19 protein-coding genes and 1 pseudogene are annotated in these 22,866 nt (G+C 50.1%); 15 read left to right on the top strand and 5 right to left on the bottom strand.

Annotated elements, in window-relative coordinates:
* Positions 1-7 precede the first annotated feature (7 nt).
* Positions 8-814, top strand: a complete 807-nt coding sequence (locus NST99_RS33360; protein WP_038598218.1) for an MBL fold metallo-hydrolase — start codon at positions 8-10, stop codon at positions 812-814.
* Here NST99_RS33360 and NST99_RS33355 read toward each other — a convergent pair.
* Positions 783-989, bottom strand: a complete 207-nt coding sequence (locus NST99_RS33355; RefSeq protein ID WP_038598216.1) for a hypothetical protein — start codon at positions 987-989, stop codon at positions 783-785. The two genes, NST99_RS33360 and NST99_RS33355, sit on opposite strands and share 32 nt — an antisense overlap.
* A gap of 376 nt (positions 990-1,365) precedes the next feature.
* Between NST99_RS33355 and NST99_RS33350 the strand changes: the two genes are divergently transcribed.
* The 7 genes from NST99_RS33350 (at position 1,366) to cydC (ending at position 9,830) form a co-directional block, all read left to right on the top strand.
* On the top strand, positions 1,366-2,613 hold the full coding sequence (locus NST99_RS33350; protein ID WP_341097443.1) for a S1C family serine protease: 1,248 nt from the start codon (positions 1,366-1,368) through the stop codon (positions 2,611-2,613).
* 388 nt (positions 2,614-3,001) lie between these two features.
* The gene (locus tag NST99_RS33345) at positions 3,002-3,202 is read left to right on the top strand and encodes a cold-shock protein (RefSeq protein ID WP_019914582.1); all 201 of its coding nucleotides are present in this window, start codon (positions 3,002-3,004) and stop codon (positions 3,200-3,202) included.
* Positions 3,203-3,403: 201 nt separating this feature from the next.
* Positions 3,404-3,634: a cold-shock protein gene (locus NST99_RS33340; protein ID WP_038598212.1), complete on the top strand. Its 231-nt coding sequence runs from the start codon at positions 3,404-3,406 to the stop codon at positions 3,632-3,634.
* A gap of 224 nt (positions 3,635-3,858) precedes the next feature.
* Positions 3,859-5,268 carry a cytochrome ubiquinol oxidase subunit I gene (locus NST99_RS33335; protein WP_341097442.1) on the top strand — a complete coding sequence of 470 codons (1,410 nt, stop codon included), beginning with the start codon at positions 3,859-3,861 and terminating at the stop codon, positions 5,266-5,268.
* On the top strand, positions 5,255-6,271 hold the full coding sequence (gene cydB / locus NST99_RS33330) for a cytochrome d ubiquinol oxidase subunit II (protein WP_341097441.1): 1,017 nt from the start codon (positions 5,255-5,257) through the stop codon (positions 6,269-6,271). Before NST99_RS33335 ends, cydB begins: the two co-directional genes overlap by 14 nt.
* Entirely contained in the window at positions 6,271-8,034 is a 1,764-nt protein-coding gene (gene cydD / locus NST99_RS33325) for a thiol reductant ABC exporter subunit CydD (protein WP_341097440.1), read from the top strand. Before cydB ends, cydD begins: the two co-directional genes overlap by 1 nt.
* Positions 8,031-9,830 (top strand): thiol reductant ABC exporter subunit CydC, encoded by a 1,800-nt coding sequence (gene cydC / locus NST99_RS33320; RefSeq protein WP_341097439.1) that lies wholly within the window; start codon positions 8,031-8,033, stop codon positions 9,828-9,830. Before cydD ends, cydC begins: the two co-directional genes overlap by 4 nt.
* Positions 9,831-9,920: 90 nt before the next feature.
* On the opposite strand, the gene NST99_RS33315 is transcribed toward cydC, so the two are convergent.
* Positions 9,921-11,276, bottom strand: a complete 1,356-nt coding sequence (locus NST99_RS33315) for a DUF2252 domain-containing protein (RefSeq protein ID WP_341097438.1) — start codon at positions 11,274-11,276, stop codon at positions 9,921-9,923.
* Between the two features lie 357 nt (positions 11,277-11,633).
* Between NST99_RS33315 and NST99_RS33310 the strand changes: the two genes are divergently transcribed.
* Complete coding sequence (locus NST99_RS33310; protein ID WP_341097437.1) at positions 11,634-13,442, top strand: M3 family oligoendopeptidase; 1,809 nt, start codon at positions 11,634-11,636, stop codon at positions 13,440-13,442.
* Positions 13,443-13,486: 44 nt separating this feature from the next.
* Positions 13,487-13,654 carry a CxxH/CxxC protein gene (locus tag NST99_RS33305; protein ID WP_063829780.1) on the top strand — a complete coding sequence of 56 codons (168 nt, stop codon included), beginning with the start codon at positions 13,487-13,489 and terminating at the stop codon, positions 13,652-13,654.
* A 112-nt stretch (positions 13,655-13,766) separates the two neighbouring features.
* Here NST99_RS33305 and NST99_RS33300 read toward each other — a convergent pair.
* Positions 13,767-15,325 (bottom strand): IS3 family transposase gene (locus NST99_RS33300; RefSeq protein ID WP_341091255.1). Its coding sequence is split into 2 segments (ribosomal slippage): positions 13,767-14,692 and positions 14,692-15,325, totalling 1,560 coding nucleotides; the frame shifts between segments, so codons are not numbered across the junction.
* Positions 15,326-15,456: 131 nt separating this feature from the next.
* Positions 15,457-15,990, bottom strand: a pseudogene (locus NST99_RS33830) (transposase); the annotation flags it as partial.
* Between the two features lie 39 nt (positions 15,991-16,029).
* On the opposite strand from NST99_RS33830, the gene NST99_RS33285 reads away from it, so the two are divergent.
* From NST99_RS33285 to NST99_RS33270, 4 genes are all read left to right on the top strand, one after another.
* Positions 16,030-16,347 carry a GMC oxidoreductase gene (locus NST99_RS33285; RefSeq protein WP_445745007.1) on the top strand — a complete coding sequence of 106 codons (318 nt, stop codon included), beginning with the start codon at positions 16,030-16,032 and terminating at the stop codon, positions 16,345-16,347.
* A 382-nt stretch (positions 16,348-16,729) separates the two neighbouring features.
* Entirely contained in the window at positions 16,730-18,247 is a 1,518-nt protein-coding gene (locus tag NST99_RS33280; RefSeq protein ID WP_341097434.1) for a spore germination protein, read from the top strand.
* A gap of 9 nt (positions 18,248-18,256) precedes the next feature.
* Positions 18,257-19,435, top strand: a complete 1,179-nt coding sequence (locus NST99_RS33275) for a Ger(x)C family spore germination protein (RefSeq protein WP_341097433.1) — start codon at positions 18,257-18,259, stop codon at positions 19,433-19,435.
* Positions 19,436-19,462: 27 nt separating this feature from the next.
* Positions 19,463-20,572 carry a GerAB/ArcD/ProY family transporter gene (locus tag NST99_RS33270; RefSeq protein ID WP_341097432.1) on the top strand — a complete coding sequence of 370 codons (1,110 nt, stop codon included), beginning with the start codon at positions 19,463-19,465 and terminating at the stop codon, positions 20,570-20,572.
* A gap of 398 nt (positions 20,573-20,970) precedes the next feature.
* Here NST99_RS33270 and NST99_RS33265 read toward each other — a convergent pair whose 3' ends face one another.
* Positions 20,971-22,365, bottom strand: a complete 1,395-nt coding sequence (locus NST99_RS33265) for an MFS transporter (protein WP_341097431.1) — start codon at positions 22,363-22,365, stop codon at positions 20,971-20,973.
* 136 nt (positions 22,366-22,501) lie between these two features.
* Here NST99_RS33265 and NST99_RS33260 point away from each other — a divergent pair, with 136 nt between their 5' ends.
* A complete protein-coding gene (locus NST99_RS33260; RefSeq protein ID WP_341097430.1) occupies positions 22,502-22,852 on the top strand; it encodes an ArsR/SmtB family transcription factor in 351 nt (116 codons plus the stop codon).
* Positions 22,853-22,866 lie beyond the last annotated feature (14 nt).

Raw genomic sequence — 22,866 nt, 5'->3', positions numbered from 1 at the left:
GAGAGATATGGGGATTTCATTTACGGTACTGTCCAGCGGTTCTACCGGCAACGTAACAGTGGTGCGAAACGGGGAAACGGCGCTTATGATCGACGCGGGCCTCAGCGCCAAACGAATCGACGAGCTGCTCGCGATGCGTGAGATGACAGGCAAGGAGATAGACGGAATACTGGTTACGCATGAGCACTCGGACCATATCAAGGGACTTGGAGCGATGGCCCGCAAATACGATCTTCCGATCTACGCCAACTCCAATACCTGGGGGGCGATTGAGAAGGGCATAGGCACTATTGCCGAGCATAACCGGATTATTATGGAGACCGGACAGCACAGGGATTTCGGCAGTCTGCGGGTAGAGTCATTTGCAATCTCCCATGATGCGGCTGAACCGGTAGGGTACAATTTTTATGACGGCAAGGAGAAGCTTTGTGTTGCTACGGATCTTGGGTATGTTAGTGATAAAGTGCGGACGGCGATTGCCGATTCGGATGTGCTGGTACTGGAGGCCAACCACGATATAGAGATGCTGAGAATGGGGCGTTATCCGTGGAATACGAAACGGCGGATTCTTGGCGATTTAGGCCATCTCTCTAATGAGGCGGCGGGAGCGGCACTAAGCGAGATTCTTACCGGACGGACCAAACGGACCTATCTGGCTCACTTAAGCCGGGATCACAATATGATGGATTTAGCCAAAATGTCGGTGCGCGGGGCAATGGAAGACCGGGGCTGCTTTTTCAGAGACAGTGAGTTCAGATTGTGTGATACCTATTATGACCAGCCTACGCCGTGGGATAAGGTGAGCCAGTCATAAGCTGGTCTACCTCCGTAATTTTACGTTCCAACTCTTGGCGTGAGAAAAGCCCTTTATCAATCAACAGCTCGATCATAGCGCTTTGAACCAGGATCAGATGATAGTGTTCATCCTTAAGGTCACCCAGTTTGCCGATAAATTGCACCAGATCCATACTTGTTGAAAAAGATTCCATATTTATTCCTCCTTTTGAGCTAAACGAAAGCTGATCTGTAAAAAATTTGTAGGGTTTTTGCGTCAGAAAAAACGTGGGTGCTAGCCCTGCCTGTGATACAATCATAAAGAGCAGAATTTAGCCTGAGTTTAAATAGTACTTCTATTATTGTAGTCTTTTAAGTTGGAAAATATTCCGGATTGAAGCTTATCCTTTTTTAATATGTTGCAAGAATAGGAGACCCCTTGCGCTTATAACACACACATTTGTGGTGAATGAATGAAGTGAAACCTTTTAGAGCTTTCAGGAGTCTAAGAGATAAAGCGGAAAGCTCGGGCGTGGTTGCTTGGCGTTCAGGTTATGGATGCAGTGGCAATAGAGGGGAGAGGATGTAACGGTGGGACTGTTTGATGATGATTTTTATTCAACCAAGGTACCTCGGCGCGAAGGCAGAGGGCAGGAACCCTCTAAGGTCTTAACGAGCCGGAATTGGTCTGCCCGCAAATCACGGCGGAGCCTGGCAACTTGGCAGGTGTCTGTCATTAGCTCAGTGATCAGTGCGGTGGTTGCAGTGCTTCTGTTCAGTCTGGCTACAGGCCAGTTGACACAGGAGAAGGCGGAGCAGCCGAAAGTGATTGAGAAGGTGACTGCAAGCAGCGGTGACCCGTATGAACGGATTGTTCAGGCTGCGGCTCTTGTCCGGCCGGCCGTTGTGAGCATAATTAATCATAAAGAAGATAATAAGGAACTTAACATTCTCGATGAGTCGGCACTTGGCTCGGGAGTGATCTATAAGAAGGACGATAACAAGGCCTTTATTATTACCAATAATCATGTGATTGAGGGCTTCGGCAAGCTGGAAGTGGTTACGGTGGATGGTGAGACACGCAAGGCAACACTTGTGGGTACGGATAAAGTAAGTGATATCGCAGTGCTCTCCATTGATGCCAAAGGCATTACCACAGTCGCCCAGATTGGTGATTCCTCCAAGCTGCGGTTTGGGGAGACGGTCATTGCTATCGGCAATCCGCTGGGACTCGGCGATAGCCTGACCTCGGGGATTGTCAGCTACACAGAACGGACCATTCCCGTATCATTGAACCAGGACGGTGTCTATGACTGGGAGCAGGAAGTCATTCAGACAGATGCTGCAATTAACGAGGGCAACAGCGGAGGCGCGCTGGTCGATCTGGACGGCAAGGTGATTGGTATTAATACAATGAAGATTTCCGATACAGGCGTGGAGGGACTTGGTTTTGCCATCCCGGCCAATCATGTTATGGAAACGGCGGGTGAGCTTGAGGCAAACGGGAAGATTTCCCGCTCTTATCTGGGAGTGTATTCCGTGGATTTGAATAACCCTTATGTGCCGCTCGCGGAAGACCAGCGCAAGGAGCTTAATCTGCCAACCACCGTTAAAGACGGAGTAGTTGTGCTGGATGTAGTAGGGCCGGCCAAGGATGCAGGACTGCAGTTCAATGATGTGATTACCAAGTTTGACAATGAACCGATCACATCGACCCTTTCGCTGCGCAAGTATCTGTATGATCACACCAAAATCGGAGATGATCTGAAGATTACTTATTACCGTAACGGAGAGGTAAAACAGGTGACGGTGAAACTTCTTGAAAAACAAAAGGAATAAAAGCGGCATCAGCCGTATATAATAATGTGGCAGTCAAGATCAGCGAGACGGCCCAGCCGTCCTTATTATAAAATTAAGGACGGCATCCGTTTCGAAGTCAAATCATCTGGGTATATTACTTAATATGGATGCAAATCCCCCTTTTTATAAAGACTGGTAGCCCTTACATTGGGAACAACACCTTATAAGGGGAAATACGGATATATTCGGATGTTGGCTTGCCTTTGTAACTCCGGTGTGGTAACATGAGATTAATCATACATTTGATACCTAATTCTCGTATTGAAAAGGGCTGTCAATGGTAATACAACCTTTTTCAATGTGTGAATTTTTTCTTTGTTTGAAGATAAAAAGAACATATTAATTTAAATTTGTGGAGGTAACACACATGCAAACAGGTACAGTTAAATGGTTCAACGCAGAAAAAGGATTCGGTTTCATCGAAGTTGAAGGCGGAAGCGACGTATTCGTTCACTTCAGCGCAATCACTGGCGACGGCTTCAAAACTTTGGACGAAGGCCAACGCGTTGAATTCAACGTTGTTCAAGGCAACCGCGGACCACAAGCCGAAAACGTTGTAAAACTGTAATAATAGAAGCACCGTCCCCGCTTTTGCAAGTTGGGACGGTCTTTTTTTATAAGATCAACTGCTATATCATCATGAAACCACAACATGATCTTGAAGTAGAGCAACTGCAAATGAAGGATTGTAAGCATCTTAGAAAGAGTATAATTGGATGCTTTTTTACTTGTTTCTCAACTTGTAACATAAAGGAAGGGAGGAACGGCAATGAACTACCGGAAGAAGCCTTTAGAGGAAGTACCGGAAGAAAATACCGCAATTTGGGCCTGTACCAATGATGGATGCAACGGATGGATGAGGGATAATTTCGCATTTGAACATGCGCCTTCTTGCCGTCTCTGTCATGCCCCAATGGTTCGCAGCATGAAGATGCTGCCGCAATTGCTTAATTCTAATGGCGATCTCAAATCGCTGAAGAAGGGTATTTCGATTACCTAACCAATGCCTTTATGAGTCAAGCTTTCTATAGAACGACGAACAAATCCAAGACGGTAAAACCGTCTTATTTTTTTTGCTTTCTGAACGTAATATTGTGATATTTGTCACAAATTTATTGTTTTTTAGGCTGAATCCGGGTGTATAATGTGATAATTATCACACTTTAAGCCTTAAATTTTTGACAGAATAGACATAACGAATGGGGAGAAGAAAGGGGAAGGAACATGGATACAGTTATGCTGTCGCGTATACAATTTGCGTCGACGACGATCTTTCATTACTTCTTTGTACCGGTATCTATTGGACTTGCACTCTTGATTGCGATCATGGAGACGATGTATGTCCGAAAAGGCAACGATGAGTACAAAAGAATGGCGCAGTTTTGGGGAAAGCTATTTCTCATTAACTTCGCAGTAGGGGTAGTAACAGGGATATTGCAGGAATTCCAGTTCGGAATGAACTGGTCCGATTATTCCCGCTTTGTCGGGGATGTATTTGGGGCTCCACTTGCCATTGAAGCGCTGCTGGCGTTTTTCCTGGAGTCTACATTTATCGGCCTATGGATTTTCGGCTGGGACAAAGTCTCCAAGAAGATTCATTTACTGTCCATCTGGATGGTAGCGCTGGGAACGATGTTATCGGCATTCTGGATTCTCGCAGCCAATTCCTTTATGCAGCACCCTGTTGGTTTTGCGATGAATAATGGCCGGGCCGAAATGAATGATTTCCTGGCTTTGATGACAAACGGACAATTGCTGGTGGAATTCCCGCATACGGTGCTCGCGGCTTACGCTACAGGGGCATTTCTGGTTACGGGCATCAGTGCCTATAAAATGCTCAAGAAGCAGGATGTGCCTTTCTTTAGAAAATCGTTCGAAATTGCGGCGATTGTCGGCATTGTCTCCTCTATGGGTGTAGCCGTTGCAGGTCATGCCCAAGCGCAGTATCTGGTAGAGACGCAGCCGATGAAGATGGCAGCTACGGAAGCCCTTTGGGAGGACAGTGGTGACCCTGCGGCTTGGACAGCCAGTGCTTTTATCGATCCTGACAATAAATCAAACTCTGGGGAAATCAAGATTCCTTATATGCTGAGTTTCCTGTCCTACAGTAAGTTCTCCGGTGAAGTTAAAGGGATGAATACGCTGCAGGCTGAATACGAACAAAAATACGGCCCGGGGGATTATATCCCGCCTGTGCGTACGACGTTCTGGAGCTTCCGGATCATGGTGGTTGCAGGCACGCTGATGATTGTGCTCGGCATGTATGCGATGTATCTGATGTGGCGCAAAAAGATGGAACGTCCGAACACCTGGTTTATGCGGTTCATGTTCTGGGGGCTGCTGCTTCCGCCAATTGCTAATACTGCAGGCTGGATCATGACAGAGATCGGACGTCAGCCTTGGACGGTATTCGGATTAATGACGACAGAAGACAGTGTGTCTCCTAATATATCGGCTGGACAGGTGCTGTTCTCGGTGATCTCCTTTACGGCGATCTACGCTATTCTGGGAGCGGTGCTGATCGGATTGTTCATCAAAGTTATTAAAAAAGGCCCTTATGCCATGGATAACGATCACGATCACGGTCAGTCGCATGATCCATATAATAAGGAGGGATCGCATGCTTTCTCTTAATGAATTGTGGTTTGTGCTGATTGCGGTATTATTTATCGGATTTTTCTTCCTGGAAGGCTTCGACTTTGGCGTAGGAATGGAAACACAGTTCCTGGCCAAGAATGATACGGAACGCCGGGTGCTGATCAACTCGATCGGGCCGTTCTGGGATGCGAATGAGGTATGGCTGCTGACGGGCGCTGGCGCGATGTTCGCTGCTTTCCCCAACTGGTACGCAACGCTGTTCAGCGGATTCTATATTCCGTTCGTCTTTGCCCTGCTGGCGCTGATTGCCCGCGGTGTCGCCTTTGAATTCAGAGGCAAGCGTGATTCACTGGCCTGGAAAAGAACCTGGGACGCCTGCATCTTCTTCGGCAGCTTCCTTCCGCCGTTCCTGCTGGCAGTAGTGTTCGCGAGCTTCATTAAAGGACTTCCGATTGACGGTGACATGCAGATGTATGCCGGATTCTTCGACATCGTGAATGTGTATACCGTAGTCGCAGGGATTACTGTAGTGCTGCTTTGCCTGGTGCATGGCCTGATGTTCACTACGCTCCGTACGGTTGGTGATCTGCAGGTTCGTGCGCGCAAGCTGGCGCAGAAGCTATTGTTCCCGCTGGCTGCGCTGCTGGTTGCTTTTGTAATTATGACTTACTATATGACAGATGTATTTGAACAACGTGGTGCAATGCTGCTGGTATTAGTGATTCTAGGCATTGCCGCCTTCGTTCTGTCCGGCTATTTCATGACCAAGAAGAAAGACAGCTGGGCGTTCGGGATGACCGGAGCGGTTATGGCTTTGTCGGTGATGTCGATATTTGTGGGCCTGTTCCCACGGGTTATGATCAGCTCTATTGATGAGGCGTTTAACCTGACGATCACCAATGCGGCTTCGGGCCATTATTCACTGAAGGTGATGTCGATTGTAGCGCTGACGCTGCTGCCGTTCGTGCTCGGTTATCAGATCTGGAGTTATTTCATCTTCCATAAACGGGTTCACGAGAAGGAGCATCTTGAATACTAATGGATAAAAATTTGCTTGGGTACAAAGGAGTTAAGCCGGTCTTTCTGATCGTAGGCTTCCTTACCCTGGTGCAAAGCCTGTCCATTCTTCTGCTGGCCAAGTCACTGGCAGAAGTAGTCTCTGCGCTATTTGCGGGAGAACCGCTGAAGGAACAAGGGGCGACAATGCTCTTGTTCCTTCTTGCGTTTCTTGCACGCCATGCCTGCGCCATGCTGATGAGCCGTGTCTCTTACCGCTTCGCGGAGAACACCGGCAGCAGTATGCGGAGACAAATGATGGACAAGCTGTTCCAGCTGGGACCGAGGCTGGCGGGCGACCGGGGAACGGGAAATCTGGTTACGCTTGTGCTTGAAGGAGTAACGAAGTTCCGCACCTATATAGAGCTTATTATTCCGCGGATGGTAGGGATGGCAGTAACACCTGCCTTGCTTCTGGTATACATCTATACTCTGGATACGTCGAGCGGTGTTATTCTTACCCTGACGATGCCGATTATTATCGTCTTTATGATTCTGATCGGAATGACCGCCCGCAAGCAAATGGACCGCCAGCTGAAGTCCTACCGGACGCTGTCCAATCATTTTGTTGATTCGCTGCGCGGGCTGGAGACACTGAAGTTTCTCGGGCGCAGCCGCAGTCATAGTGACAGTATTGCCGAGGTCAGTGACCGCTACCGTTCGGCTACAATGCGTACGCTGCGTGTAGCATTTTTGTCTTCCTTCGCGATGGACTTCTTCACGATGTTATCTGTGGCCTCAGTAGCTGTAAGCCTTGGCCTGCGGCTGGTCAATGAGCAGATGACCCTGGTTACCGGGTTAACCATTCTAATCCTGGCGCCGGAATATTTCCTGCCAGTCCGGCTGGTCGGTGCGGATTTCCATGCTACGCTGGATGGCAAGGAAGCCGGTGAAGCAATGAAGGACATTATCGACCGGGATACGGTAACAGCGGAGGTATTGAAGCCTGAGGGAATGGAAGCTATTACAGCCGCGCCGTCTCCTGCCGCTGTATTTTCTTGGCGGCAGGATAGTGTGCTGAAGCTGGAGCAGGTTGGCATTAAATATGAAGCAGACGGGATCGCCTCACTGGAGGGCGTTAACCTGGAGTTCAAGGGTTCTGCGAAGATTGGAATTATCGGAGAGAGCGGCGCGGGTAAATCCACACTGGTCGATATCCTGGGCGGCTTTCTGCATCCTACCTCAGGGAGCATAAGCATTAACGGGAACCTTGTCAGTGCGCTTACCGATGAGGAGTGGCGCAAGCAGACCTCATATATTCCGCAGCGGCCGTATATTTTCAGCGGTACGCTGGCGGATAATGTGCGTTTCTATTACCCGGAAGCTTCGAAGGAAGCTGTGGCTTCGGTGATTGCCGCCGCTGGATTATCCAAGCTGGTGGAGTCGCTGCCAAGCGGACTGGATGAAATGATCGGCGGCGGCGGCCGTTCGCTCAGCGGCGGTCAGGAACAGCGCGTCGCGCTGGCCCGCGCACTGCTGAGCAGCCGCCCGGTCATGCTGCTCGACGAGCCGACCGCCCATCTCGACATAGAGACGGAATACGAGCTGAAGCAAACAATGCTGCCGCTATTTGCAGGGAAACTTGTGTTTCTCGCCACCCACCGCCTGCACTGGATGATCGATATGGATCTGATTGTCGTGATGCAGCAGGGACAGGTGGCCGAGGTTGGTACCCATCCGGAGCTAGTTGCCCGGCGAGGTGCTTATTATGAGCTTATTCAAAGTCAATTGGAGGGAATCCATTGAAACGTGAAGGATGGTTTGCTCCCTATGTCTCCCCTTATTTCTGGCGGTTTCTGCTGATTATCGTGCTGGGTGCGTTGACGATTTTCTCAGCATCGTCCCTGATGTACACCTCGGGATTTCTGATCTCAAAGGCGTCCATACCGCCAGAAAATATACTGATGATCTATGTGCCAATTGTCGGCGTGCGCACGTTCGGGACGAGCCGGGCGGTCATCCACTATGCGGAACGCCTGGTCTCGCATGATACGATCCTGCGGATTCTCTCGAAGATGCGGATCCGGCTGTACAATATCCTGGAGCCGCAGGCGCTGTTTCTATCTTCGCGGTTCCGTACCGGGGATATTCTCGGAATGCTGGCCGACGATATTGAATATTTGCAGAATGTGTATCTGCGCACTGTATTCCCGAGCATTATTGCTCTCCTGATCTATGCGGCGGCGGTGATTTCCATCGGTACGTTTGATCTGGCTTTCGCTCTGCTGATGGGACTCTATATGCTGGTGCTGGTAGTTGTGCTGCCGCTGATTTCCCTGCTGCTGACACAAAAACGCCAGCGGCAGGTGAAGCAGGAGCGCAACCGCCTCTACCAGAAGCTGACCGATGCTGTGCTGGGGATGGGCGACTGGGTGATCAGCGGACGGCAGGGCCAATTCGTTGAAACCTACGAGGCCGATGAGCGGGCTGTCGCCCACACCGACGGAGCGCTGCGTCGCTGGGCGCGCCTGCGCATGTTCATCGGGCAGGCGGTTGTTGGCATCGGCGTGCTGTCGATGCTGTACTGGGCCGCCGGTCAATTCGCGGACGGGGCCATTGCCGGAACGCTGATTGCAGCGTTCGTACTGGTGGTCTTTCCGGTAGCAGATGCTTTCCTGCCGGTCTCGGAAGCGGTCGAGAAGATCCCGCAATACCGCAATTCGCTGGAGCGCCTGGCCGGTGTGGAAGCCGCGGAAGGAAGTGTGGCGGGGGCAGCGCCGGATTCGGGTAAGGCTGACACTGCCCGCCATGTGGATGCTGCGGTCAAGGCGATCAAGGAAACTGGGCAGGCGCCTATCCGGCTGGAGAATGCCGGTTACCGTTATGCTGCAGGGGATGACTGGTCAATCCGCAATCTGACGCTCAATATTCCTCAAGGCCGGAAGATTGCCGTTATCGGGCGCAGCGGGGCAGGGAAATCGACACTGCTGAAGGTGATTCAAGGCGTCATTACGCCTTCCGTCGGTTCGGCCACGATTAAGGGCATTGAAGCTTCCGCTTATGGGGAGAGAATTCCGCAGCTTATTGCCGTGCTGAATCAGAGCCCACACTTGTTTGACACTACCGTAGCCAATAACATCCGGCTTGGTGACCCCGGGGCGTCTGATGAGGACATTAAGCAGGCAGCCAAACTGGCCAATCTGGATACATTGATCTCATCGCTGCCGGAAGGCTATAACACAGCGGTGCGCGAGGCGGGCCAGCGCTTCTCCGGCGGGGAACGCCAGCGGATAGCCCTGGCGCGGATTCTGCTGCAGAATACACCGGTAGTTGTGCTCGATGAGCCAACCGTCGGGCTTGACCCGCGTACAGAGCGGGATCTGCTGGCTACTATGTTCGAGGCCATGGAGGGCAAGACGCTGATCTGGGTCACCCACCATCTTGTCGGTGCAGAGCAGATGGACGAAGTGATCTTTATGGAGAACGGGTTCGTGGAAATGCGCGGCACCCATGCCGAGCTGATGGACAAGGAACCGCGCTACCGCAAGCTGTATGAGCTGGACCGGCCAAGCGGGTTCGTGAGCACGGGAGCAGGAGAATAGAGATGTATACGAAAAGGCTCTTTCCACCCAAGAGGGGAAAGGGCCTTTTTTAAAAATACAAGAATTTATATGCTTCACGCTATTGGCGGTTCACGAATTACCTACTGCTCCCTCTCCGAATCGCTCCTTCACCCATTCTGTAAACATCACGAAGTCTTTCTCCACCTGGGTGGCATAGCCGTAAGCCCATTGGGAAATATAGCGGGCAAAAGCTTCAGGGTCCGGGCCCATCGCTTTGGCAATTTCTTTCTCGCTGTGGTAGAAGAGGATTCCTTGGTCCACATCGGCATCGGCTCTGGCATGCATTTTGGCCGTTAGGCTGCCCATGACTTCAACAACCTGGAGCATATCATCTACAGTTGCGATGTCTTTGAGCTTCAGGCTTTTTTTATACGGGGAGCGTTCGCGGACATAAAAATCCCGGCCATCCATCGTCAGAAAGCCCAGATAGGGATCAGCTTTGTGATGCATCGCCTGCTGTGTGGCCGCTACACGTTTCCCTTGATGTCCGAAGGTGCTCCAGAAAGATTCCGAATAAGGCATGAAATAAGCCGGGACTGGCACACGAACCTCTTTTACTTCCAGAATGGTATCGTCGGTATCTTCTTGACTACTTCCGCCTTCGATCAATATATAGTAACGGTCCAGCCCGATGGATGCAGTGCCCGAGCCATGTTTGATAGCAATGTCCTTCATCCGGTAATGATCGTCATTCCAGCTGCGGGCAACAATGGTCTGCATATAGAAACTCCAGGCCTTCTCCAGCAACGCTTGCTCCGCTACCTCAGGGACAGCCAGCTCGGAGTTCTCCAGAAATACTCTGCCGCTCTGCATTTGGGACGTGACCTTTTCCAGAAAATGACCCTGGCGGCGTTTCTCCAGCTTGCGGAGCAGCTTCTTCACCGGCCCTTTGGCCCGGTTCTCATTCATAACGAAGTTTCCGGGGTTGTCCTTGCCTTGACTGAACCGGCGGATTCCTCTGGAATAGGCCTGCACAAAACCTTCGATTACGTTAAGCTGCTCTGCCTCCCCGTATCCCAGCTGCCGTCCGACAAGCGCAATACTGCCTGCCATACGCAGTACATCGTACAGATAGGAGCCGACATAACCCTCATCGAAATCATTGACGTCATATACAATAGAGCCATCTTCGCTGCGGAAAGCCCCGAAATTCTCGAAATGCAGGTCCCCTTGAATCCAGGTCGGGCGCTCCACCGAAGTGTGGTAGGGAAAGTACTGTCTTGTGGCGTCAAAATAGAACAGATAAGAGCTGCCCCGGTAGAATGAAAAAGGGCTAAGCGACATCTTTAGGTACTTTTCTGCCCGCTTCGCGGGAGTCAGGCCCATAATGGTACCGTCGAATTCATCAAAAATGGAGATTAGCAGATCTTTGCGGAGTTTCGTACGGGTACGAATGACACCCTCGGTTATGGATTCATTGATCATGATAGGTACTCCTTTGCGCGAATAAATAGAATTAAGCTTATCATAACGCATTAACCCTGATATTTCCTGATGATCTTAGTGAATATCTTAGTAAAGATCGGCCATCTTCCTTTCCGCGAACCGCTGGTAGTGGGATATATCGAGTTATTTATCGCATATTTCACCATGAAGAAGCGTGATATACTTGAATGAATTTCTTGCAAAACATCGGAAGAGGTGGAAGCATGTGAGTTGCAACCGCAGGTTAGAGAGTTCTGAAAATACATTCAACTATACGCAGCCTGCTATATGTATTTATGGCTGGTTGCCGGGATACGTATAGCTTCAGCTGCGTCTATGATAAGGAGATAAATGCAGATGGACTTAACATGGGACCTGGAGAGCCTGTACCCCTCATTCCAGTCAGATCAATTTCAAGAGGACCTTAAACTTGCGGAGACCCTTGCCAACGGCCTCAAGGCATGGGCGGCTCTTCATTTAAAGGATAACGATAATGCGGCCAAACAAACGGAAGAGTTCCTGGAGCGTTACAACGCGTTTAAAAGAGTATATCTCTGCCTGTTCAGTTATGCGGAGCTGGTCTTCAGCAGTGACAGCGGTAATACAGAAGCAGTGAACAGCATGGATGAACTGGAGGATACCGCAGCCGGTGCGGGCGAAGCGTTGGTGAGCTTCAGCAAATGGCTGGCCCAAGTGAGCGCGGAGGATCTGGAGAACATCATACAATCTAGCGATTATCTTGCTGGACACGCCTTTTATCTGCGCCAGCTTCAGAAGCAGTCACAGTATTTGCTCAGTGAAGAGGCTGAGACGGTCATTGCCCGGATGCAGAATACCGGTGCCAAAGCTTGGGAAAGACTGTACATGAGAACCTTGTCTACATTGCGCGCGGATGTGGAAATGGAAGGTGCGATTCGTAGTCTGGCTCTACCGGAACTGCGAAATCTGGTCTATGACAGTGATCCACGGGTTAGAAAAGCGGCGTATGAAGCTGAGGCCGAGGCTTGCCGGAGCGTGGCGGAACAGAGTGCGGCCTGCCTCAATGCCGTGTGCGGAGAAGCGGCAGCAGTCTATGAGCTGAGAGGGTATGCTTCGCCGCTGCATAAGGTGCTGGCAGCTTCGCGCATGGATCAAGAGACGCTTGAAGTCATGCTTCAGGCTATAGAGGAAAGCCTGCCGGTCTTCGGGCAGTACTATCTCCAAAAAGCAAAGCTCCTGGGACATACGGGGCCGCTGCCATTCTATGATATCTTTGCTCCGGTTGGCGGGGAGTCTTCTGCCAGAATTACCTATCCGCAGGCGCAGGAGCTTATCGTAGCCGGATTCAGCACGTTCAGTGCAGAACTGGGAGAGTTTGCCCGCAAAGTATTCGACCGCCGCTGGATTGATGCTGAGCCAAGAGCGGGGAAGGGGAATTTCGGCCTATGCGTGGATATCTATCCGATCGGAGAGAGCCGGATTATGACGAGCTTTACGGGAAGCTATATGGATGTCAGCGTGCTGGCGCATGAGATTGGGCATGCATATCACAGCAGCTGCCTCGCCGGGGAGACGATGGTCAATACCGATTATCCGATACCGATTGCTGAGACGGCATCGATCTTTTGCGAGAGTCTGATTAATCAGAAGCTGCTTCAGTCCGCCCCGGAGGGGGAAGTCTTAGTTATCTTGGAACGAAGCCTCTCCGATGCCGGTTATTACATTGTTGATTTCTACGCCCGCTACCTGTTCGAAAGCCGGCTGTATAATAGAAGGAAATCAGGAGCGTTAACTGTTGAGGAGCTTAACAGTCTGATGCTGGAGGCAATGACTGCCGCTTATGGTGACAGTGTCGCTCCGGAGTCGATTCATCCATACCAGTGGATCAGCAAAGCCGGATATTATATGACAGGCAACGAGTTTCTGAATTTCCCTTATTCGTTCGGGCTGCTGTTCTCCAAAGGACTATATGCACAGTATAAGAAGCGGGGCGGGGATTGTGTAAACCAGTATCAATCCTTCCTGGCAGCCAGCAGCAGAACAACCATTGCGGATGCCGCGGAACTGATGGACATTGATGTGCATTCGCTGGAGTTCTGGCGGGATGCGCTGGCTCTCATTGCAGAGGATATCCTGCAGTTTGGGGCGGGTAGTTCCTTTTTGCCGGGAAGTGTGGTAGAACAATAGAAGGAGTATACGCCGCAGCGGCACAGAAAGGGATGCTTGATTGAATGTACGTAGTGTGTAAGGAACATGTGGAGCTGGCCATCGACAAGTTTGTGGACGAGTACGAGGATGCACCGGATATTGTGGATCTGAAGGAAACCGAGTTCTCGGACTGGGACCCGCCGGCGAAATGTGCGGAATGCGAGAAAAATGCGGAGTATTTGGTGGTCTAGGGACCTTCAATAAGTAATCAGGCAAGAGTAGAAAGGGGCTGTCCCAAAAAGTAGTTTTTCTACTAGTTGAACTGCACCCCGTCAAGTAGACAGCGTAAATAATAAAAGATCCTTAAGCGGCCTTAGTCCTGAATTCATTGGGACTGAGGCCGTTTAGTTTTGCCTGTAACCGTTCGTAATTGTAAAAATGTATGTAATTATCAATGTCTTTTTGGAGCTCTTCAAAGGTCCGGTAGGTATGCAAGTAATACTTCTCACATTTCAGTGTCCCCCAGAAGGATTCCATGGGTCCGTTATCAATGCAGCAGCCCACCCGGGACATGCTCTGCGTTAGTTCTGCCTCGTCCAGCATCTGCTTAAAGTGCAGAGAGGTATACTGGAAACCACGGTCGCTATGAAGTAAGGGGTGGGTCTCTGGTGCTGCCTGCAAAGCCAACTCCAGCGTCTTAAAAACCAGCGAATTATTATTAGAATGACCCAGAACGTAAGCAACAATGGACTTGTCATGCAGATCTTTTATTGCACTTAAATACGCCTTCCGCCCGTTACCATATTTAAATTCCGTTACATCGGTTACCCACTTTTGGTTTGGCATTTCCGCCTCGAATTTACGGTTCAGTACGTTCTCTGCAACCTGCTGAGGCGCAGAGCCTACGTACTTCTTCCTCTTTCTGCGGATGACGGACTGGATGCCTTGGAGCCTCATGAGACGGTACACTCGCTTCGCGTTAATGACTCTACCCATTTGTCTGCGCAAATGCAGGGTCAATTGACGATACCCAAAGATTCGTTCCACCTTCTCATACAGGAGAAGCATGGCCTGTGTAAGCTTCACGTTGTCGGTCTCCCGGGAACTGGGTTCACGATTCAACCATTTGTAGTAGCTTGACCGTGAGATCCCTGCGATGTTACACAAAAGCTGAATAGAGCAAGACTCCTCTTGCTGAATGGCCTGAATAGCCAGGTAGATGTTCTCCTGACGAACGTGACTTAGCGTCTCCTCCTTTCGAGTTCCTCTAACTTTTTTAGAAAAGCATTCTCTGCACGCAGCCGCGCATTCTCATATTCCAGCTTTTGCATCGCGAGTTTGTGGCGATCTGCTTCTGTGAGCTCTTCAGGTGCTTTGGTACGTCCTCTGCCGTCTCGTAATGCCTCTTCGCCCCCTATTTCGTACTTCTTCACCCAGCTATATATTTGTTGGTAAGAAACCTGGAAATGGTTTGCTGCCTTTGTGTAGTCTTGTCCATTCGACAGGCAGTACAGCACGATATCCATCCGTTCCTGCCAAGTGGTTACGCGTCCTTTGGTCATAGCTCTAGTTCCTCCTGAATTAGCTGTTAAGCTGCTGCTATGACCATTATACTTCTTAATCCAGTTGGCGAGTTGGGTTCGACTTGCGATCTTATACTTGTCGATGATTTGATATTGCGACAATGCCCCCTCCATATAATCTTTAACGGCCTGGCGCTTAATTTCCACAGTATATTTTCGGTTGCAGGACCGGACTTCCAGCCCCTCAAAACCGTACAATTGATAACGTCGTCGCCACTTCACTAGAGATGTTTTAGATAATCCGTACTTTCGAGCTGCAGCCTTGAGCCCGATCTGGCCGCATTCAACCTCTTGGAGAATCGTTAATTTTTCAAATGCTGTAAACTTCTTTTGTTCCATAAAAATACTCCCCATACAGTAACAGGTTTTTATTATTTCACCTGTCTACTATATGGGGAGCATATCAAGTAGAGACAGCCCTTTCTCATTTTCAAAACCACAAAAGGTCAACAAGAACAGCCATTCTCCCATCACTGGAGAATGGCTGCTCTTTGTTTTTGATCAATTGCAGCTTGCTTCAATAGATTATGAGCAAGGGAAAGCCAGCCGACCTCAAGCGTCACTTTATTCATGCCGCGAAGCAGAAATCGGCGGAAGCCCCGGTTATTTTTCAGTTATCCAAACACACTTTCCGGCTCTGTCATTCAACGTACGGCCAGGGCGTAGCCTTCCTCGCTTCGCAGGAGTTCCCGAGCCTGTTTCTGGTAACGCAGCCGTTCTAGACTAACAATGACTTCCCGATTTCCTGCTGCCTTCATGCCGCGTTCCTTCAGCGGACAGCCTTCACAGTTCTAGCTTCGGTAATGACGTTTCCGAATTTCATATCCACTCTCTAAGAGTTCCTTGCTTTCTCTACGAAAATGTAGCATGTGTCCGGCAGGGCAGGTCCACCTGTCTTCGGCCTCGTCGTACGTCCAGTTCTCAATCTTTCCGACATTTTCTTTCCAGGCTCTGCTCTTTTCTCTGTGGTAGCTGCCGTACTTCACGACCGCCTGAATCTGGTCAATCCACTCCTGAAAGACGAGAACGGTCCGATTCCGATCATGCATTATACTCCTAGCCTGAAGACACTGAAGAGGAGGGATCAACTGGCGAGATACGCTTCGGAAACGCTGAAGCAAGCCGGTGCCAGAAAGATTATCCGTTCAGATACCCCCTTTGGCTCCATGATCCATCTCGAATGCACGATGCGAATGGGATATGTCACCGATACGAACTGTGAGGCTTATCAAGTGAGGCGCCTGTTCATAGCCGACAACAGTGTGCATTTCAATGGCATCGGCGGCCCTAACCCTACTCTCACGACACAAGCGCTGGCTACCCGGACGGCAGAGAAGATTGTCACTAAGTATTTCAGCTAACCACCCATTGCGGTGGCATAATACAGGACGGCTCCTGATAAAGCGATAATAAGCAAAAAGGCGGCTGCTTTTCCGAGCACTTTCATTTTTCTTGCACCCCTTCCATATGCATTCTTTTGTTATGCATGAAGTATGCACGGCGGCAGGGAAAATATACCTCAATGGAGCCCCACCAAGGGACTATCTCAAATGCTTTGGAAAAAGCATAAGGGGATAGCCCCTTTTTCGAAATTCAATAATTTATTTCTGTATCGCTGCTTCGGAAGCATATGCTCCTTTTTAAGGACGGCATAACCGTTTCCACTTGCCTCTAACTCATGGTATTTTATTCCGAATAATCCAATAATGGATGGGGAAGATTATGTTTTGATAGGAGGAGCATATGAAAACGAAAAAAAGAGTAACTGATCCTTTCGGAAACAAACTGAAAGAATTAGATAAAACAATTGAGTTGAAGATTTCCAGCGAACTGGATGACAATGAAACGGCCCTCGCTCAATTGTTTGCCAATTGCTCCGATCTAGTCGTGCGCAAACTTCATATGTTTGGCTCCATTCCGGGTATGGTCGTTTATCTGGATGTATTAGTTGACGATCAACTTTGGGATGACGGTTTCTTGGAGCCTTTGATGCAGCCCGAAGCAGCGTCCAGCAGCAGCTCCTCCCACATCTATGAAATACTGAACTTCAAATTGGCTTCCATCGTACAACCCCGTATCGCTACCAATATGAATGAAGTCGTTCAAAGCATCGTTAGGGGAGAAGTCGTTCTATTCACCCAATCCTCCACGGAGGCGTTCTCCTTTGGGCTCAAAGACAAGCTGCATCGTCAGCTTGAGGAACCGGCAACGGAGGCAGTCATTCGCGGTCCGCGATACGGTTTTATCGAGAAACTCGACATCAACCTTGCCCTCATTCGCCATCGGCTCCGGACGCCCCGGCTAAAGACGGAGAAGCTCTGTGCAGGAAGGCTTTCCCAGACTGACGTGATAATTGTGTACATTGAAAATCTAGCAGAACAAAGCGTAGTTGAAGAGGTGAAAAAACGGATATCCAGCATTGATATGGACAGTGTGCTGGAATCCGGTTATATTGAGGAATTGATTAGCGACTATCCCTATTCACCCTTTCCCCTGATGCAGGCAACTCAACGGCCCGATTTGGTTTCAGGTTCCCTGATCGAAGGTAAAATTGCGGTCCTGATTGACGGTTCGCCGAATGTGCTCGTTCTCCCGATCACATTCTGGTTTGGTTTTCAGACAGCCGAGGACTATTATACTAATTTCATATACGTTACGATGCTACGATGGCTCAGATATCTATTTGCCTTTTTAGCGATGGCGCTCCCTGCCATATTTATTGCGATCACGACCTTCCATCAGGAAATGATCCCGACAAGCTTGGCCCTCAGCCTTGCAGCGGCGCGGGAAGTTGTCCCCTTTCCAGCAATAGCGGAAGGATTGATCATGGAAATTACCTTTGAGGCGCTGCGCGAAGCAGGAATCCGCCTTCCCCGTCCAGTAGGCCAGACGATCAGCATTGTGGGCGCACTTGTCATTGGACAGGCTGCCGTTCAGGCAGGTATTATTTCCGCTCCCCAGATCATCGTCGTATCCGTTACAGGTATTGCTTCCTTTCTCATCCCGAACCCGGGCATGAGCCAGGCGATCAGTATTATACGGTTTCCGCTTATGCTTCTCGCTGCAAGCTTCGGTCTGTATGGAGTTGGGATTGGCTTGATTTGCGTCTTGATCCATCTGGTAACCCTGAAATCCTTCGGTGTTCCCTATATGACACCAATTGCACCGTTTAACCCCACAGGACTAACGGATACTTTGATCCGTGCCCCATGGCGGGTAATGCGGAGGCGTCAAAAGCAAACACAGCGAAGAATGGAGTGAAAGGAGCAAATGACCAGAATACTCCAGACATTCAGGTTCCTGGTTATTTTCGTTATTCTCGGATTGATGACCGGCTGCTGGGACCGCAATGAAATGGACGATCTCGCTTTGGTTATGGCAAGCGGAATTGATCTTACAGATGACGGACAGCTCGAAATAACCCTTCAGATCGCCCTTCCAACGGGAATCCCCAGTGCCGTACAGTCCGGGGGGAGCGGCAAGAAATCAGTCATCGTCATCTCGGCCAGCGGGAAGAACTCATCGGAAGTGACAGGGAAACTGCAGCAGCAATTGTCTCGTGCCATCTATTTTGGGCATAGAGGCGTCATCATTTTCGGAGAACAATTCGCCCGGCATGGTATCAATCAGGTAGTGGATACATTTACCAGATTTCCTGAGAGCCGCTCCAATAGTTATGTGCTAACAACTTATGGAGAGACAGCCAAAGAAATTTTGAACACCCCCTATCAGCTTGAACTCATTCCGGGTATCGGTATCAACAAAATTCAATCCAGCAAATTAAGCTTTCCTGTCAAAATCGACGAATTCTTGAATGCTCTGTCCTCACAAGACAGATCACCGGTTACCGCTGCCATAAGGGTCATTCATAAAGGTACTGATAAGGAAACGTTCACGATTGACCGGGCTGCAGTTTACCATAGAAATCAACTATCCGGATACTTGTCATCCGACGAATTAAAACTATTGCGCTGGTGGACAGGGGGGGGACACCATTTGAGGTTTACTGTGCAAGTGGAACCTGAGAACGAACAATACGGAGGGACCGTAGGTGTTGAACTGCTGCAAAGCGGCATGAAAATGCACTTGGTAATCCAGAATGACCTCCCCGAAGTAAAGGTCTCGTTACATGCCACCGTCCGGGAGATCGATAACGATTCGAAGCTGGACCTGAGCAAAGTGAATCATATGAAACGTGTCGAAACCTTGTTGTCGAAGCAAATTCAAAGCGAGGCAGAGAGCATGTTAACGCATGTGCAAAAAGTGCTCCAGTCGGATATCCTCGGCATCGGAGAGGATGTCCACATCGAGTATCCGTATGCCTGGAAAAAAATGAAGGATGAATGGTTTGATATTTTTCCTGAGGTTCCCGTGACTGTCGATGCCCACATCAAGATTGAACGAACGGGCAAAACGCACTCCCCCGCGCATAAAGAAAAAACGGACTGACTATCAACCGGAAGAGGGCTCTTTGCGATGAAGATGAAATTGACGGGTATACAGGTTTTCTGGATCATCCTTATCATGGATCTCGGGATGACATTGGTCATGACGGTCACCCCAAGCCTACAGGCAAAACAGGATGCGTGGATTTCCGTTATCGTTGCCGGAGGTATAGCTTCGCTGATCGCACTCTTGGCGACGCAAGCCGCGAAGCTATACCCTGGGCAGACGTTTTTTGAATACAGTCATTTGATTCTTGGGAAATGGATCGGCAAAGCTGTAATCGTAATTTATTTGGTTCAATGGTATACGATTACCCCGATAATTCTCCGCCAATTCTCCGATTTGGTCCAAGTCATGCTGCTTCACGGGACACCGAAAGAAGCGGTCATGCTTCTGATGATCTTCGTGATTGTCTATGCAACCTACGCAGGCGGAATTGAAGGCATTGCCCGCTGCGGCGAGGTTCTGGGGCCGATCATCTTGCTCATGATTGGCCTTGTCCTGATCGCTAGCGCCAACAATATCCACTGGAGGAGCATCCTCCCGGTCTATGCGGATAGCGGAATGACGGGAATACTGGGTGGAGCGCTGGCACCAGCCTCCTACCTCGGTCATTCTGTTGAATACCTTATGTTTGCCGCATTTTTGACCCAGCCGCGCAAGGGGGCGTTGTACACGTTCGGGGCCGTCTTGACCTCGGTTTTCTTTGTACTGATAACAACGCTGATGGTGATCTTCACTTTAGGGGTCAATCTTTCCTCTAACATGTGGTACCCTTTTTTCGAAATGACCAAAAAAATATCACTGTTCGGCTTTATTGATAATTTCGATGCGATTCCGGTCGTCATATGGCTCGCCAGCGTATTCGTCAAATTTGCTGTGATGCTCTTCCTGATGAGCTATGGCACCGCCCAATTTTTGCATGTCCGCAACTGGAGGAACCTGATTTGGTTCATTGCCCCGGTTATGTTTGTATTTGCGTTAATTCCCCAAGATGTAACGGAGGCGACTTCAAATTATTTGCAGCGTTACTGGGTGCCGTTTGCGATGCCGGTGAATATGCTCGGCTTGCCCTTACTCTTGCTTGTAGTAGGTAAATGGAGACAAAGGAAACGGCCGGCTGCTGCGGATCATGCTTAAAACCGTATGTTCAGAGGAGATTTGGCAGGACCGCCTTACGTCCAGCCGATTCACAGCGGCGTTAACGACCCGAACGAGGTGGTTGTCTGAAATATCTTCTTCCAGATCCATAAAGAGTGGTTTCTTTTTGCGTATTTATAAGTATTGCAGTACATTTCCAATAAACAGCGGAGAGAACGAAATGATTGTGGAAAAGCGGTAGCGGTCGCCTTGGTCTCCGGATTTTCACCGCTAAGGGGAATGAAAAAAATCTGGAGAGCACAGCGATTGGAACAACGTTGCGTTCGCGGAGCGTACACCCAAGTGCTCACGGTAATCCTACTTAAAAACAGAGGGCTATCCCAAGCAGCCATTTCATGGCTTTTGGGACAGCCCCTTTTTTGTGGAAACATAGGGAATTAAGCATCCGCCAGTTCGCCGGTCCGGCTGCTACGGCGGTACATAAAGGCTGAAAGAATAGCAATTCCTGCCGCCAGTGAAAGTCCCCAGTAGATATTGGAGTAAGCCGACGAAAGCGATAATCCACGCTGCCACTCCAAGGCGCTGGCTGCCAGAGCTACGCTGAATGCCCCGCTGAAGAACTGAAGCAGCTGGAACAATCCCATACCGGAGCCGATCTGGGCAGAAGGGAGAATCCGCGAGATTTCATTGGATACACTGCTGGACAACGCCGTAAAGGACAGGCTCATGATCATATAGGTCAACATAACCGCAATCCAGGAGTGCGCGGCGAGCAAAGCAAACAGGACGGTGGCGGTTAGCACAAGAAGCGGTGCATATCGCAGAATGCCCCCATTGCCATACCGGTCAATAATCCGCCCTACCCCCCGGGAGACGATAATCGCCAGCAGTGAGCCCGGAAAGATAACCAGCCCGGCGTGGCTTGCACTGAAGCCGAAGCGGTGGGTCAGAATCTGCGGCAGCAGAAACAAGGTGGCAAAGCTGCATAAATAAGAAGCGATTCCGACCAGTGACAGGACCAGATAAGAGCGGTCACGGAACAGTGCAGGCATTACGAACGGATCGGGAGTGCTGCCAATGCGGCGGATGAACAGGGCAAGGGAGGCCACTCCGGCGATCAGCGCAATCCAGTATCCGCCGGTCAGAAACAGCAGAAGGCCGGTCGTTCCGATGCCGAGAAACAGTCCGCCGAGCGCGTCGAATGAACCGCGGCGGGGCACTTCTCTGGGCAACAGCACCAGAAACAGCGGCACCAGAAGCAGGATGGCGGCCGTAACGGCGAACAGCCAGTGCCAGCCGAGATATTCGACGATACTTCCGCCGGCCACCGGACCGAGACCCAGGCCAAGCGAAACCGCAGACATGATGGTCGCCATTGCTTTGCCGCGGCGGGCCAGCGGGACATAGCGGGTGAACAGCACGAGTGACAGGGACATCACCGCGCCTGCACCGGAGGCCTGCGCAATACGTACAATCAGCAGAAATACGAAATTCGAACTGAAGAAGCCGGCAATCGCCGCCAGGCCAAGCGTCAGCAGACCTATAGTAAGCAGCCTGCGAATCGGCAGGAAGTCGGAGAGCCGGCTGAATGTGATGGAGGCGATGGAGAACATGATCGAATACCCGGTTACGATCCAGGAAGCTGATGCAGCCGAGATGCCGAATGTTTCAGTCACATCGGGCAATGCCAGGTTGAACATAGCGGTATTCATTATAACGAGTACAATGGCGACACTGAACAGAACGGTCAGCAGCCCTTCCCGTGGAAGAGTGGCTTCCACCGAAGGGGCTGAGCTGTCCACTGCAGGTGGATATGTAGAGCTTGAGCTCATGAGAGGGCCACTCCTTTATTGTTTGATAGTTCGATTACTTACGAACAATTGAAATATAGCATGCAGTAAGGTAAAATGCAATTAGGGATTTTAAAATATTTTGCACCCATCTGCACCACAAAGGGGATATTTATCTATGAAGATACTGTATCATCCAGACCGTAAAGACATTCAACTGGCTTCCGTATTGTATGCGCTCAGCGATCCTCTTCGATTATATGTTGTTTCGGAAATCCGCAAGCATGGTGAACAGGCCTGCAACAGCTTCAATGTCCCTATCGCCAAATCGACCATGTCGCATCATGCCCGCACGCTGCGCGAGGCGGGAGTCGTCCATACCCGTGCCCAGGGAACACAGCGCCTGCTGTCGCTGCGCTCTGATGACCTGGACGAGCGTTTCCCGGGCCTGCTGGATTCCATATTGGAGGCCTATGAATCGGCTGGTGAGTCAAAGCTGCTGTTTATGGAGAAGACGGAAGAGCACTAGCGGCAAGCTTTCGA

It is taken from the genome of Paenibacillus sp. FSL L8-0470 (genome assembly GCF_038008625.1).
Lineage (GTDB): Bacteria > Bacillota > Bacilli > Paenibacillales > Paenibacillaceae > Paenibacillus_AQ.
Note: the sequence above shows the minus strand (reverse complement) of the source record. Positions and strands in the feature narration are given on the sequence as shown.

What these genes read in the sequence shown, in the direction of transcription:
- NST99_RS33360 (WP_038598218.1), top strand. Translation starts at nt 8, where the DNA reads ATGGGGATTTCATTTACGGTACTGTCCAGCGGTTCTACCGGCAACGTA.
- NST99_RS33355 (WP_038598216.1), bottom strand. Translation starts at nt 989, where the DNA reads ATGGAATCTTTTTCAACAAGTATGGATCTGGTGCAATTTATCGGCAAA.
- NST99_RS33345 (WP_019914582.1), top strand. Translation starts at nt 3,002, where the DNA reads ATGCAAACAGGTACAGTTAAATGGTTCAACGCAGAAAAAGGATTCGGT.
- NST99_RS33340 (WP_038598212.1), top strand. Translation starts at nt 3,404, where the DNA reads ATGAACTACCGGAAGAAGCCTTTAGAGGAAGTACCGGAAGAAAATACC.
- NST99_RS33335 (WP_341097442.1), top strand. Translation starts at nt 3,859, where the DNA reads ATGGATACAGTTATGCTGTCGCGTATACAATTTGCGTCGACGACGATC.
- cydB (WP_341097441.1), top strand. Translation starts at nt 5,255, where the DNA reads ATGCTTTCTCTTAATGAATTGTGGTTTGTGCTGATTGCGGTATTATTT.
- cydD (WP_341097440.1), top strand. Translation starts at nt 6,271, where the DNA reads ATGGATAAAAATTTGCTTGGGTACAAAGGAGTTAAGCCGGTCTTTCTG.
- NST99_RS33315 (WP_341097438.1), bottom strand. Translation starts at nt 11,276, where the DNA reads ATGATCAATGAATCCATAACCGAGGGTGTCATTCGTACCCGTACGAAA.
- NST99_RS33310 (WP_341097437.1), top strand. Translation starts at nt 11,634, where the DNA reads ATGGACTTAACATGGGACCTGGAGAGCCTGTACCCCTCATTCCAGTCA.
- NST99_RS33305 (WP_063829780.1), top strand. Translation starts at nt 13,487, where the DNA reads ATGTACGTAGTGTGTAAGGAACATGTGGAGCTGGCCATCGACAAGTTT.
- NST99_RS33285 (WP_445745007.1), top strand. Translation starts at nt 16,030, where the DNA reads ATGCATTATACTCCTAGCCTGAAGACACTGAAGAGGAGGGATCAACTG.
- NST99_RS33280 (WP_341097434.1), top strand. Translation starts at nt 16,730, where the DNA reads ATGAAAACGAAAAAAAGAGTAACTGATCCTTTCGGAAACAAACTGAAA.
- NST99_RS33275 (WP_341097433.1), top strand. Translation starts at nt 18,257, where the DNA reads ATGACCAGAATACTCCAGACATTCAGGTTCCTGGTTATTTTCGTTATT.
- NST99_RS33270 (WP_341097432.1), top strand. Translation starts at nt 19,463, where the DNA reads ATGAAGATGAAATTGACGGGTATACAGGTTTTCTGGATCATCCTTATC.
- NST99_RS33265 (WP_341097431.1), bottom strand. Translation starts at nt 22,365, where the DNA reads ATGAGCTCAAGCTCTACATATCCACCTGCAGTGGACAGCTCAGCCCCT.
- NST99_RS33260 (WP_341097430.1), top strand. Translation starts at nt 22,502, where the DNA reads ATGAAGATACTGTATCATCCAGACCGTAAAGACATTCAACTGGCTTCC.